The organism is Sodalis sp. C49 (assembly GCF_046352915.1).
Lineage (GTDB): Bacteria > Pseudomonadota > Gammaproteobacteria > Enterobacterales > Enterobacteriaceae > Acerihabitans.
In genome coordinates, this window is the sequence record NZ_CP163303.1 from 5,296,809 (window position 1) to 5,309,736 (window position 12,928).

General features: G+C 62.0%; 11 protein-coding genes. 8 read left to right on the forward strand and 3 right to left on the reverse strand.

Features of this window, described 5'->3' with window-relative positions; translation table 11 throughout:
• Positions 1 to 181 precede the first annotated feature (181 nt).
• The 7 genes from prmB (at position 182) to ABUK12_RS24080 (ending at position 7,247) form a co-directional block, all read left to right on the forward strand.
• Positions 182 to 1,114: a 50S ribosomal protein L3 N(5)-glutamine methyltransferase gene (gene prmB / locus ABUK12_RS24050; protein ID WP_410014173.1), complete on the forward strand. Its 933-nt coding sequence runs from the start codon at positions 182 to 184 to the stop codon at positions 1,112 to 1,114.
• A 37-nt stretch (positions 1,115 to 1,151) separates the two neighbouring features.
• Positions 1,152 to 2,237, forward strand: a complete 1,086-nt coding sequence (gene aroC / locus ABUK12_RS24055; RefSeq protein ID WP_410014174.1) for a chorismate synthase — start codon at positions 1,152 to 1,154, stop codon at positions 2,235 to 2,237.
• Between the two features lie 4 nt (positions 2,238 to 2,241).
• Positions 2,242 to 3,072 carry a penicillin-insensitive murein endopeptidase gene (gene mepA, locus ABUK12_RS24060; protein ID WP_410016761.1) on the forward strand — a complete coding sequence of 277 codons (831 nt, stop codon included), beginning with the start codon at positions 2,242 to 2,244 and terminating at the stop codon, positions 3,070 to 3,072.
• A gap of 101 nt (positions 3,073 to 3,173) precedes the next feature.
• Positions 3,174 to 3,971 (forward strand): sulfite exporter TauE/SafE family protein, encoded by a 798-nt coding sequence (locus ABUK12_RS24065; RefSeq protein ID WP_410014175.1) that lies wholly within the window; start codon positions 3,174 to 3,176, stop codon positions 3,969 to 3,971.
• A 16-nt stretch (positions 3,972 to 3,987) separates the two neighbouring features.
• A complete protein-coding gene (locus ABUK12_RS24070; RefSeq protein ID WP_410014176.1) occupies positions 3,988 to 4,563 on the forward strand; it encodes an elongation factor P hydroxylase in 576 nt (191 codons plus the stop codon).
• Positions 4,564 to 4,572: 9 nt separating this feature from the next.
• A complete protein-coding gene (locus ABUK12_RS24075; protein WP_410014177.1) occupies positions 4,573 to 4,869 on the forward strand; it encodes a YfcL family protein in 297 nt (98 codons plus the stop codon).
• Positions 4,870 to 5,174: 305 nt separating this feature from the next.
• Positions 5,175 to 7,247, forward strand: a complete 2,073-nt coding sequence (locus tag ABUK12_RS24080) for a TonB-dependent copper receptor (protein ID WP_410016762.1) — start codon at positions 5,175 to 5,177, stop codon at positions 7,245 to 7,247.
• A 7-nt stretch (positions 7,248 to 7,254) separates the two neighbouring features.
• Here the strand turns inward: ABUK12_RS24080 and mnmC are convergent, their stop codons facing one another.
• Positions 7,255 to 9,273, reverse strand: coding sequence for a bifunctional tRNA (5-methylaminomethyl-2-thiouridine)(34)-methyltransferase MnmD/FAD-dependent 5-carboxymethylaminomethyl-2-thiouridine(34) oxidoreductase MnmC (gene mnmC, locus ABUK12_RS24085; RefSeq protein WP_410014178.1), 2,019 nt, complete (start codon positions 9,271 to 9,273; stop codon positions 7,255 to 7,257).
• Positions 9,274 to 9,428: 155 nt separating this feature from the next.
• On the opposite strand from mnmC, the gene fabB reads away from it, so the two are divergent.
• On the forward strand, positions 9,429 to 10,640 hold the full coding sequence (gene fabB / locus ABUK12_RS24090; protein ID WP_410014179.1) for a beta-ketoacyl-ACP synthase I: 1,212 nt from the start codon (positions 9,429 to 9,431) through the stop codon (positions 10,638 to 10,640).
• A gap of 135 nt (positions 10,641 to 10,775) precedes the next feature.
• Here the strand turns inward: fabB and flk are convergent, their stop codons facing one another.
• Entirely contained in the window at positions 10,776 to 11,810 is a 1,035-nt protein-coding gene (gene flk, locus ABUK12_RS24095; protein ID WP_410014180.1) for a flagella biosynthesis regulator Flk, read from the reverse strand.
• A 130-nt stretch (positions 11,811 to 11,940) separates the two neighbouring features.
• The gene (locus ABUK12_RS24100; protein ID WP_410014181.1) at positions 11,941 to 12,843 is read right to left on the reverse strand and encodes a DMT family transporter; all 903 of its coding nucleotides are present in this window, start codon (positions 12,841 to 12,843) and stop codon (positions 11,941 to 11,943) included.
• Between the last annotated feature and the right edge of the window lie 85 nt (positions 12,844 to 12,928).

Below are 12,928 nucleotides of genomic sequence, written 5' to 3' on the forward strand. Positions count from 1 at the left end.
TATGCAAGTTTACCCCGTCTTGTCATTTTCCGGCGAAATTTTCCATTTCCGGCGCCATTTTCCCCCAGCGGTAAAAAATGTCGGCCATCACGCGGCATGACGGGGCGATGCCTGCTGCTTTGTCGTGCGCTTCATGGCAAACTATGTCCTTAGAACCGCATCATGCCCTGGGGTGAAATAATTGGACAAAATTTTTGTGGATGAGGCCGTCGCCGAACTGCACAGTATTCAGGATCTGCTGCGCTGGACGGTCAGCCGTTTTAACGCCGCGCAGATTTTCTACGGCCACGGCACCGACAATCCCTGGGACGAGGCGTTGCAGCTGGTATTGCCCAGCCTGTTCCTGCCGCTGGACCTGCCGAAGGACATGTATGGGTCGCGGCTGACGTCCAGCGAGCGCTACCGCATCGTGGAGCGGGTGGTGCGCCGGATAAATGAACGTATCCCGGTGCCTTACCTTACCAACAAAGCCTGGTTTTGCGGCCTGGAATTCTATGTGGATGAACGGGTGCTGATCCCCCGTTCGCCCATCGGCGAGCTTATCGACGATCGCTACCGCGACCTGCTGCCGCATCCGCCCGGCCATATCCTGGATATGTGCACCGGCAGCGGCTGTATCGCCATTGCCAGCGCCTTTGCCTTTCCGGAGGCGGAAGTGGACGCGGTGGATATCTCCGCCGACGTTCTGGCGGTGGCCGAGCACAATATCCAGGCGTACGGACTCGACGAACGGGTCACGCCGCTGCGTTCCGATCTGTTCCGCGAACTGCCGGCCCTGCGCTACGATCTGATTGTCACCAATCCTCCTTATGTGGATGAAGAGGATATGAACGACCTGCCGCAGGAGTTCCACGCCGAGCCGGTGCTGGGGCTGGCGGCGGGCCGCGACGGCCTGAAGCTGGTGCGCCGCATCCTGGCCTGCGCGCCGCAGTACCTGAATGACGACGGCGTGCTGATCTGCGAAGTGGGCAACAGCATGGTGCATCTGATCGAGCAGTTCCCCGACGTCCCGTTTAACTGGCTGACGTTTGACCACGGCGGTGAGGGGGTATTCTCACTGACCCGCGAACAGCTTGTGGCCTGTGGCGATTGCTTTACAATATTCCAGGATTAACCGGTATGCGTGTTAACACATTGAGAGAGGCGTCCTGATGGCAGGGAATAGTATCGGCCAATTATTTCGCGTCACCACCTTCGGTGAATCCCATGGGGTGGCGCTGGGGTGCGTCGTCGACGGCGTGCCGCCGGGCCTGCCCCTGACCGAGGCAGACCTGCAGCAGGATCTGGACCGGCGCAAGCCCGGCACCTCGCGCTATACCACCCAGCGGCGCGAGGCGGATCAGGTGAAGATTCTGTCCGGCGTGTTCGAGGGGGTGACGACCGGCACCAGCATCGGCCTGTTGATTGAAAACACCGATCAGCGCTCGCAGGACTACAGCGCCATCAAGGATGTCTTCCGTCCCGGCCATGCCGATTACACCTACGAGGTGAAATACGGCGTGCGCGATTATCGCGGCGGCGGCCGCTCGTCGGCGCGGGAAACCGCCATGCGGGTGGCGGCGGGTGCGATTGCCAAAAAATACCTGGCGCAAAAATTCGGCGTGACGGTGCGCGGCTACCTGGCGCAGATGGGCGACATCGCCTGCGAGCTGAAAGACTGGGACCAGGTCGGGCAAAATCCGTTTTTCTGTCCCGATCCGGACCGGCTGGAGGCGTTGGACGAACTGATGCGTGCTCTGAAGAAAGAGGGCGACTCCATCGGCGCCAAAGTCACGGTGGTGGCGGAGCATGTACCCGCGGGCCTTGGCGAGCCGGTGTTCGACCGTCTGGACGCCGATTTGGCCCATGCCCTCATGAGCATTAACGCGGTGAAGGGCGTGGAAATCGGCGACGGCTTTGCGGTGGTGGCCAAGCGGGGAAGTGAAAACCGCGACGAAATCACGCCGCGGGGATTTACCAGCAACCATGCCGGCGGCGTATTGGGGGGCATCAGCAGCGGCCAGGCGATACTCGCCCATCTGGCGCTGAAACCCACTTCCAGCATCATGGTGCCCGGCCAGACCATTAACCGCGCCGGCGAGCAGGTGGAAATGGTGACGCGCGGCCGCCATGACCCCTGCGTGGGCATCCGGGCGGTGCCTATCGCCGAGGCGATGATGGCGATGGTATTAATGGACCACTTCCTGCGCCAGCGCGCGCAGTGCGGCGATGTCAACTCAACCCTTCCTCAGTGGTAATATGATGCGGCAATGGATAGTCGGATTACTGGCCCTGGCCTCCGTCCAGGTGTTTGCGGCGCCAACGCCGTGGCAGAGCATCAACCATCCGGTCCCCGGACCGGCGCAGGCCATCGGCGAGTTCGCCAACGGCTGCATTATCGGCGCGCAGCCGCTGCAGCTGCAGGCGGCCAACTACCAGGTCTTGCGCCCGGACCAGCGGCGCTTTTACGGCCATCCCGATCTGCTGATGTTTATCCTGCGCCTGAGCAATCAGATCCGCCATCTCAACCTGGGCGACGTGCTGCTGGTGGGCGATATGGCCATGCCCGCGGGCGGGCGTTTCGGCAGCGGCCACGCCAGCCATCAGTCGGGCCTGGACGTGGATATCTGGCTGCAACTGCCGCGCCAGCGCTGGACGGCGCAGCAGTTGCTCAAACCGCAGCCCCTGGATCTGGTGACGGCTAACGGCCGCGATGTTAATCCGGCGGTATGGCAGCCGCAAACCGCGATGCTGATCAAACTGGCCGCCGAAGACAGCGAGGTCACGCGGATTTTTGTCAGCCCGGCGATTAAAAAGCAGCTGTGCCGGGTGGCGGGCGATGATCGCGGCTGGCTGACCAAGGTACGCCCGTGGTTTGGCCATCGCGCCCATATGCACGTGCGCCTGCGCTGTCCCGCCGACAGCCTGGAATGCCGTGAGCAGGCGCCGCCGCCCGCCGGCGACGGCTGCGGCGCCGAGCTCGACAGCTGGTTCCTGCCGCCGAAACCGGGCGTGCCGCCGGTGAAAAAAACGCCGCCGCCGCTGCCGGCATCCTGTCAGGCGCTATTGGATCGCCATCTGATCACGCAATAACCGACGCCGCCGCGGGCCGGGGAGCGTCCGGCACGGGCGCCGGTTGGCGCCGCCCGGCTTCATGCCGGGCGGGTATGGGTTTTTTACCACTGGATTCATTCATGGATTGGTTAGCGGTTTCCCCGCTGGTGTTTGCCTTGTTGTTTTTCGTCAGCATGCTGGCGGGGTTTATCGACTCCATTGCCGGCGGCGGCGGGTTAATTACCCTGCCGGTGCTGCTGGCGGCGGGATTGTCGCCGGCGCAGACGCTGGGCACCAACAAACTGCAGTCGGTGGGCGGTTCCTTCTCCGCCAGTCTTTATTTTGTGCGCCAGCGGGCGGTGGATATTGGCAACCAGAAGCTGACCATCGCCATGACGTTTATTGGCTCGATGACCGGCGCGATACTGATCCAGCATCTGCGCGCCGACCTGTTGCGCCAGGTATTGCCGCTGCTGGTGATAGGCATCGGCTTGTATTTTCTGCTGATGCCGCATATCGGCGAGGACGATCGCAAGCGCCGCCTGTCCGCCTGGCCTTTTGCGCTGGTGGCCGGGTGTGGCGTCGGCTTTTATGACGGGTTTTTCGGCCCCGGCGCCGGCTCTTTTTATGCGCTAGCCTACGTGACGCTGTGCGGCTTTAACCTGGCGAAATCCACGGCCCATGCCAAGGTGCTTAACTTCACCTCCAATCTGGGCGGACTGCTGCTGTTTATCTTTGCCGGCAAGGTGGTGTGGAGCGTGGGCGTCGTCATGCTGGCCGGGCAAATCCTGGGCGCGCGCCTGGGCGCCCGCATGGTGCTCACCAAGGGGCAACGGCTGATACGCCCGACCATCGTGGTGGTATCGCTCCTGATGAGCCTGAAACTTTTGTACGATAGCCATGGCGCGGCGATTGCGCTCTGGCTGTCTTCATTGTGATAACCGAACCGAGATTATGTCTAGCGAAACCCATGATGTTCAGCACCTGATCGCCTTGTTCGACGGCTGTTTTGCCGACACGCTTAACACCCGGCTAATCAGGGGCGACGACGAACCCATTTACCTGCCGGCCGATGGGGATCTGCCTTTTCACCGCATTGTTTTTGCCCATGGCTATTACGCCAGCGCCATGCATGAAATCTCCCATTGGTGTATCGCCGGCGCCAGGCGCCGGCTAATGGTGGATTTTGGCTATTGGTACTGCCCGGACGGGCGCGACGACACCACGCAGCGCCAGTTCGAGCAGGTGGAAATCAAGCCCCAGGCCCTGGAATGGCTATTTTGTGCGGCGGCGGGGTTTCCCTTCAATGTCAGCTGCGATAATCTCAATGGCGATAGCGAGCCGGACCGTATCGCGTTCCAGCGCTTGGTGCATGGGCAGGTCATCCGCTATCTCGACCAGGGTATTCCTGACCGTGCGGCCTGTTTTATTCAGGCGTTGCATGCGTTTTACCATACCCCGCCGTTAACGCGGAGCCAGTTCCGTTCCCCGGTCGCGATAGATGCCGCCCCGACGTTGCATAATGAATGAGGACATTCGATGATCGTAACTTTTGAAACGCGTATCCTGGCGTTAATTGACGATATGGTGGAGCATGCCACCGACGATGAATTATTTGCCGGCGGCTATTTGCGCGGCCACCTGACGCTGGCGGTCGCCGAAGCGGAGGAAAATAACGAGCATACCCTTGAAGCGCTGCACGATCGGGTACAGGCCTGCCTGGCCAAGGCTATCGGCAATGGTGAACTGTCGCCGCCGGATCAGGTGCTGGTGCTGGGCATGTGGCACCGGCTGTATGAACAGGCCAAAGCCGTACCAACGATAAACGAAATTTAAGTTATCACACGCCATCCTGGCCTATCACGTACAATCCCGCATTAACGTGATGGACGTTTTTCAGGCTGATGGCGCCAATCTACAGACCTTGTTACAGTAGCATTTGCGGCGTTATTTCCTGCGGCTCGCCGTGTGAACGCCCGTGTATCTCTGCCGCGCGTATCGCCGGCACATACCCGTTCCCCCCTGAATCACGCCAACGCGCCATCCCTTCCGCCGGACATGAACAGGCCTGACCGTCCGCGCCGGTAGCACCCTTATCTCCGTCTTATCAGGAAGCAAAAACTCAATCACAAGGAACGATGATGTCTGGCTACCCCATACACCCTAAAGACACCTGTCCGCCGCGCCGTCTGACCGGCCTGATACCGTTATTTACGCTGGTGGCGGCCCACCACGCCGTCGCCCATCCTGTGCCCGCGCCGTCCGCCGCCGCGCCGCCGGTCATCGCCGACAGCGATGTGATAACGGTAACCGCGCCATTGCATTCCCCGCTGACCGTCGTCACGTCCCCCAAGACGCCGCGCCAGCCGTTGCCGGCCAGCGATGGCGCCGGTTACCTTAAAACCATTCCCGGCTTCGCCCAGATCCGCAACGGCGGCACCAACGGCGATCCGGTTTTTCGCGGCATGTTCGGATCCAGGCTGAAAATACTCGCCGACGGCGCGGAAATCCTCGGTACCTGCCCAAGCCGCATGGATGCGCCGACCGCCTATATCTCCCCGGAAAGCTATGATGTCCTGACCCTGGTCAAAGGCCCGCAAACCGTTCTGTGGGGGCCGGGCTCCTCGGCGGGCACCCTGCGTTTCGAACGCGTCTTTCCGCATTTCGATAAGGCCGGCGTAAAAACCCAGCTTGGCCTGCTGGCGGGATCCAACGGGCGCCGGGATGAAACTGTCCAGGCCGCCGTGGGCAATGCGCTGGGCTATATGCAACTGTCCGCCAACCAGTCCCGCGCCGGCGACTATCGCGACGGCGCGGGACGCCGCGTGCCCTCGCGCTGGGATAAATGGAACGGCGACCTGGCGCTGGGCTGGACGCCGGATGACGCCACCCGGATGGAGCTGACCCTGGGCCGCGGCAACGGCGAGGCCAGTTATGCGGGCCGGGGCATGGACGGCGCGCAAATCAAACGCGAAAGCCTGGGCGCGCGCTTTGAGAAAACCGGTATCGGTGATGTGCTGGACCGGGTCGAGGCCCAGCTCTACTACAGCTATGCCAATCATGTCATGGACAACACCAGCCTGCGCTCTCCCGTGCAGCAGCCGGCCGCCGCCCGCTGCTGCACGATGCGCGCACGCCAGGGGCCGCCAAACGCCGCCCGGCGCAGTAACCCGGATCGTCGCACCCTGGGGGGGCGCGCCGCCGGCACCTGGCTGTGGACCGATTTCCAGCTGCAGTCCGGCGCGGACATGCAAACCAACACACATCGCGTCAAAAAAAGCACCGGCTGGGACCGGGATGCGCGTTTTCAGGATTACGGCGTGTTCAGCGAGCTGACCTGGCATGCCTCCGGGCATAACCGTATTATCGGCGGCGCGCGCCTCGATCGCAGCCTGGCGGACAAATATGATGATACGGGGTCGCGGTCGCGCGCCGCAATCCTGCCCGCGGGCTTTATCCGTTACGAGCAGCAGCTGAGCGCGCCGCTGCTGTGGTATGCGGGCATAGGTTATACCGAACGTTTTCCGGATTATTGGGAATTATTCAAACCCAAAGCCGGACCGCGGCCGGGATCCGATCCCTTTGCCGCGCTGAAAAGTGAAAAAACCACCCAGATCGATGCCGGCTGGCACTACGTGAATGGCGGTTTTAACGGGTGGCTGTCCGGTTATGCCGGACGGGTGGATGATTTTATTTTAGTCAAATACGACCCGAACAATGCCTACGGCAGCCAGGCGGTCAATATCAGCGCCCATATCATGGGCGCGGAGCTGGGCATGGGGTATCGGCTGGCCGAACACTGGAAAACCGACGCCAGCCTTGCCTGGTCGTGGGGCAAAAATACCCGCGACGGCCGTCCGTTGCCGCAGATGCCGCCGCTGGACGCCCGTGCCGGCCTGACCTATGAACGGCAACGCTTTAGCAGCACCGCGCTATGGCGCGTGGTCAGCGCCCAGCGCCGCATCGCCGCCAACCAGGGCAATGCGGCGGGTAAGGATTTTGCCGCCAGCCCCGGCTTCGGCGTCCTGTCGGCCAATGTGGCCTACAGGTTAACCAAAGGCATCAAGCTCAGCAGCGGCGTCGACAATATCCTCGACAAGCGCTACAGCGAGCACCTCAACCTGGCGGGCAACAGCGGCTTCGGCTACGCGGCCGATAGGCCGATTACCGAGCCGGGCAGGACCCTGTGGGGCAGGGTGAATATGGTATTCTGAACAGGCGTCAGAGCGGCCGCCCCTTTAACACTTTACGCAGCCAAAAACGATTGGGACTTAATGCCGCCGATTGCGCCAGGCTCAGCGGCAGTGGCTCGCCGAATATCTGGCCGGCCAGGATCTCCGCCGCCAAGGGGGCGGTGCATAAACCGCGCGACCCCAGGCCGCCCAGCATAAACAGATTGGCATACACCGGCGCGTCCGCCACCGCCTCGCCGGCCAGCAGGCGTCCGGGCAGATCGCCATACGCGCGTTGGGTGGCGGCAAAATCCGGCACGCCGCCCAGCATGGGCAGATGATCCCTGGCGCTGCTGCGTATGCTGGCGCGTGCCTCGCCGGCGCTGACATCAACGCACTGTGCCCAGGATTGCCCGGGCAGGCAGGCGATTAACCGGTCGCGGTTGGCCCGCTGCTCATCGGGGCGGTAAGTCATGTCCTCGTCGTCGCGCCGGGCGCTGGCGCCCAGGCAGTGGGTGCGAAAGCCGGGGCTTGCGGGCGTCAGGTAACCGTCATAACACAGCACCTGCTTCAAGGTCCGCAGCGCCGGCTGGTCGGGAACATAGCTGACCTGCCCGCGCACGCTGGTCAACGGCAGCGGGGCGGTAATCGGCCATTGCAGCATGCGGTGCCCGGCGGCCAGCACCACCGTGGCATGGCGGGCCTGGCGCCCCGCGCCGAAATCCAGCAACCAATCGTCCGCGCCGGCGTTTAATCCCCGCACCTCATGGCCGTAGTGCACCGCCATGCCGCGGGACTGCGCGCGCGCGATGATGCCGGCGGTGAATTGGGCGGGGTTGAGCCAGCCTCCCAGCGGATAGGTGACCCCGCCGCTGCCGGTGGCAAGCCCGGTCAGCGCGGGCATGTCTTCGCAGGCCACCGCGCTGATGAGCTGCGCGGGCCAGTCCGTGGCCAGGATTTGCCGCAGCTTGCGCCGGGATCGGTCGTCATAGGCCAGTTGCGTGACGCCGCACCACTGGTGCTCAAAGATGACCCCCTGGCGTGCGCACTCCTGGTAATAGTGGTGCGCGAAAGGAAAAGCGATGGCAAAAAACTGCGCCAGCTCGTCATCCTCATTATTCAGCAGTGGATATAAGGCGCCCTGGCGATTGCCTGACGCCCCCTGGGCCGGGCCGCTATCGGCGCAATAAAGAGTCACCCGCGACCCGCGGCGCTGCAGGGCCTCCGCCGCCAGGGCGCCGGCAATTCCCCCGCCGATAATCGCCACCTCAAGCGGGTCGCGCGCGGGGCGCCGGACGTACCAGGGCGTGCGCGGCGCTGTCGCCAGTGGCGCGGCCAGGCTGCCGGCCAGCATTTCCCGCTTGCGGCCGAAACCCGGCGGCTTAAGGACGGTAAATCCCGCCTGGCGCAGGCCGCGCCGCACAAATCCCGCGGCGGTAAATGTGGCGAAGGTCCCCTGCGGCGCGGCGAATCGCACCATGGCGTGAAACAAGGCTTCGCTCCACATGCCGGCGTTTTTCGCCGGGGCGAAGCCGTCCAGGAACCACGCATCCACCCGGCCGGACAGGCTGTCGTCCAGAAGCGGCAGCAACGCGTTGATCTCGCCGTACCATAAATCCAGCGTGACGGCGCCGTCCGCCAGGATCAGCCGGTGGCAACCGGGCGTCGGCAACGGCCAAAGGCTGCGCAGCCCGGCGGCATAGCCGGCCAGCTCCGGCCAGCGCGCATGGGCCTGCGCCATATCCTCGATTTTCAGGGGGAACTGCTCGAAGCTGATAAAGTGCAGGCGTCGCAGCGGCGCGCCGGGCCGCCGCCGTCTGAACTGGTCAAAGGCCTGCCACAGCGCCAGAAAGTTAAGTCCGGTGCCGAAGCCGGTTTCCGCCACCACCAACGATGCCCGCGTATGTTGTGCAAACCGCTCCGGCAGTCCGTTGCCGGCTAAAAAAACATAGCGGGTTTCTTCCAGTCCATCCTGGCTGGAAAAGTAGATGTCATCAAATTGTCGGGATACAGGTGTACCGTCTTCATTCCAATTAAGGATGGCGTTGCAGATAGGCGCGCGATTCACGGCGTAAGACTCTTTTGTCAAGAAATGTTGAGATTTTAACGAGGTGTGCTTTGCGGCGCAAATTTTGCAAACTTCGTCTGATCGGACTTGTTCAGCGTACAACTGTACGCTAAAGTGCGTCACAGAATCTTATATATAAATACAAGAGGTATTAAATGAAACGTGCAGTGATTACCGGCCTGGGGATCTTATCGAGTATTGGTAATGACCAGAAAGAAGTCCTGGCATCTCTGCAACAAGGCCGCTCCGGAATCACTTTTTCCCAGGAATTGAAAGATTCCGGTATGCGCAGCCATGTGTGGGGGGATATTAAACTTGATACTAACGGGCTGATCGATCGTAAAATTGCGCGCTTCATGAGTGATGCCTCCATTTATGCCTACCTTTCCATGGAGCAGGCTATCCAGGATTCCGGGCTAAGCCCCGAGCAGGTTTCCAACGATCGCACCGGCCTCATCGTCGGTTCCGGCGGCGGCTCGCCGCGCAACCAGGTTGCCGGTTCCGACGGCATGCGCGCGCGCGGCCTGCGCGGCGTCGGCCCCTATATGGTCACCAAGGCCATGGCTTCCGGCGTGTCCGCCTGTCTGGCGACGCCGTTTAAAATCCGTGGCGTCAACTATTCCATCAGCTCCGCCTGCTCCACCTCCGCGCACTGTATCGGCAACGCGGTGGAAATGATCCAACTGGGCAAGCAGGACGTGGTGTTTGCCGGCGGCGGCGAGGAATTGTGCTGGGAAATGGCCTGCGAATTCGACGCCATGGGCGCGCTGTCTACCCGCTATAACGAGACCCCGGCCAGGGCGTCCCGTACCTATGACGTCAACCGCGACGGTTTTGTCATCGCCGGCGGCGGCGGTATTGTCGTGGTGGAAGAATTGGAACACGCGCTGGCGCGCGGCGCGCATATCTATGGCGAAATTATCGGGTACGGCGCCAACTCCGACGGCGCCGACATGGTGGCGCCTTCCGGGGAAGGGGCTATCCGCTGCATGCAGATGGCGCTGAAAGACGTCGATACCCCGATCGATTACCTCAACGTACACGGCACCTCCACGCCGGTGGGCGATGTCAAGGAACTGTGGGCCATCCGTGAAACCTTCGGCAGCCAGCAGCCGGCGTTTTCCTCCACCAAAGCCATGACCGGCCACTCCCTGGGCGCGGCGGGGGTGCATGAAACCATCTATACCCTGCTGATGCTGGAGCATAACTTCATCGCGCCGAGCATTAATATCGATGAGCTCGATCCGCAGGCCGAAGGCATGAATGTCATCACCGTACCCACCGAGCGGCGGCTGACCACGGTAATGACCAACAGTTTCGGGTTCGGCGGCACCAACGCCACCCTGGTCATGCGCAAGTATCTCTAACGGGCCGATGCCCTTGGGCGTGCGTTAGGCAACGTCTATCGGGCATGCGGGAATATCCTCTCCCTGACCGTAATAAAAAAACCATCCTGCCGGCGTGTCCGCATGCAGGATGGTTTTTTTTGTCGGCCAATCAGCTCAGATCAGGATCCAGATCAGCAACAGAACCCCGGCCACGGCAATCGCCATGATCCAGCGCGAGCGGATGGTTTTTGCCGCCGGCGTCATCGGTTCGGTGGCGATAAGCGGGCTCATGGCCGGCTGCAGCAGACGGGGGTCGGGGGTTTGATGCTGGCTTTGCGTGCGGGTAAGGCGATAGATAAACAGGAACTGCATTACCGCGCCCACCTGCGCCGGCGTCAGCACGCTCTGGGGCAGCGCGTTGAAATGCTGTTGGCAGTACGCTTCTATTGCCTGCTGTTCATCGCTATTGGTCGGCTGTTTCAGGGTGGCCTGCACCGATGCCAGGGTAGGGGAGGCCTGCTGCGACAGCGTCATATGTCCCTGCAGAAATTGCATCAGCAGCTGGAAATGGCGCGCCGGGATAGGATCGCCCGCTTTCAGGCCCATCATGGTCATCACGCTTTGCCAGATTTCCGCCGGGGATTCGCCGGTGACCGCCGCCAGGCGGGTAATCTGCTGGTTCAGGGCATGATGTTCGGCCGGCAGCAGCGTGCGATCGGTAATGGCGGACTGCTGTGGCTGCGGGATATTCAGCTGGCCGTTTTGCAGTAACGCCACCACCTGCAGCAACTGCTCGGGGCCAAGCTGGCTTAGCACGGTATGACCATATTCCCGGCGAATAAAATCACTGACCGCCTGGCGGTTGTTACCCTGGGGCAGCAGTTCGGTGAGCTGTTGCATAAGCTGGCGCCCGGCGTGGGTTTGCTGTGCCTGGCCCAGCCTGGTTTGCAGCAGCTGTTCGGCGGGCTGGAAATGGCCCGCCGTCAGCTCGCCGTCGTTGGCGATATTCAATTGATGGCGCAATGCGGCCCAGATCTCCGGGGCCTTGCTGTTGCTTAACGCCATGATCTTGATAATCAGACGCTCCAGGGCGGTGCGTTGCGCCGTGGTCAGCGGCTTTTCACTCTCCGGCCCTAAAGGTGCGCTGCCCGCGGCGCCATGGGGCGGATCGCCCTGTAAAGGTGTACCGGGGCCACTTACAGGTTGCATATGACTCATCCTTTAGCATAGGGCGCTGTCGTCCAGCCCGGCCATAGCAACTGCGTTATGGCATCGTGCGCTCAGATCAACAATGCGGCGAATGATAACAAGCCGCCGTGGCTTGCGGTAGCGGCACGCGTCAGGAAGGCATTTTCTGCTCTTTACCTGGCCTGCGTATCAGGGGAATGCGCAGCCGTTGTGCCAATATAACTCCCAACAGTGTAATCCCACCGCCGACGACGTGATAGCTGTGCAGTCGCTCATGTAAAAAAAGTACCGCGATGGCGGCGGTAAATAGCGGCGCCAGGTTCATGAATATCGACGCGGTATTGGCACCCAGCCGCATTACCCCCTGGATCCACAGGTAAGGCGCGATCAGGGACGCGGCGATACCGGCAAAGATCACCAGCGGAATATTGCGCGCGGTCAGGCCAACGTCCGGCGCCAGCAGGAACCCCGGCAGCAGGAGCAGCACGCCGAACGCCACCTGGATATAAAGCGATTGCCAATTGGGCAGCGGTATCGTCCAGCGCCGGGTCAGTACCCCGTACAGGGCATAGGACGCGGATGCGCCTATCATCATCAGCTCGCCGCCGCCCATGCCGTGGCTCAGCAGCACCCGCGGATGCCCCGCGCTGACCAGCCAGACCAGGCCGCCGAACGAGAGCAGGGTGCCCAGCAAGACGCCCAGCGTCGGCACGGCGCGCAGCAGCAGGATACTCAATAGCACCGTCAGCAGCGGAATCAGCGAATTCAGTATCCCCATAAACAGTGCGCTCACGCTGTGCGCGGCATAATAAGCCAGGCTTTGGTACAACACCATGCCCAGCAGGCCAAGCACCAGCAGGCGCCAGCCCTGGGCGCGCACGACGCGGCGGTTGCGCAGCACGCCGGGCAGGACAAAGGGCGTCAGTATCACCAGGGCCACCAGCCAACGGTAAAAGGAAATCGCCGCCGGGTCGATGGCGCTGGCGGACATTTTGCTGACGATGGCGTTGACCGACCAGATCAGCACGGCCAGCAGGGGATAAAAAATAGTCATGCGACGGTCCTTTTAACGTCAATCCGCCATGATACGGTTCTCAGAGTAGCCTGGCGGATAAAAGGGTTTTTCTTAGGGCATCCTA

Bases quoted from the DNA above. Each gene is read 5' to 3' on its own strand.
- flk (WP_410014180.1), bottom strand. From the start codon at position 11,810: ATGCAACCTGTAAGTGGCCCCGGTACACCTTTACAGGGCGATCCGCCC.
- mepA (WP_410016761.1), top strand. From the start codon at position 2,242: ATGCGGCAATGGATAGTCGGATTACTGGCCCTGGCCTCCGTCCAGGTG.
- ABUK12_RS24100 (WP_410014181.1), bottom strand. From the start codon at position 12,843: ATGACTATTTTTTATCCCCTGCTGGCCGTGCTGATCTGGTCGGTCAAC.
- ABUK12_RS24065 (WP_410014175.1), top strand. From the start codon at position 3,174: ATGGATTGGTTAGCGGTTTCCCCGCTGGTGTTTGCCTTGTTGTTTTTC.
- fabB (WP_410014179.1), top strand. From the start codon at position 9,429: ATGAAACGTGCAGTGATTACCGGCCTGGGGATCTTATCGAGTATTGGT.
- aroC (WP_410014174.1), top strand. From the start codon at position 1,152: ATGGCAGGGAATAGTATCGGCCAATTATTTCGCGTCACCACCTTCGGT.
- ABUK12_RS24070 (WP_410014176.1), top strand. From the start codon at position 3,988: ATGTCTAGCGAAACCCATGATGTTCAGCACCTGATCGCCTTGTTCGAC.
- ABUK12_RS24080 (WP_410016762.1), top strand. From the start codon at position 5,175: ATGTCTGGCTACCCCATACACCCTAAAGACACCTGTCCGCCGCGCCGT.
- ABUK12_RS24075 (WP_410014177.1), top strand. From the start codon at position 4,573: ATGATCGTAACTTTTGAAACGCGTATCCTGGCGTTAATTGACGATATG.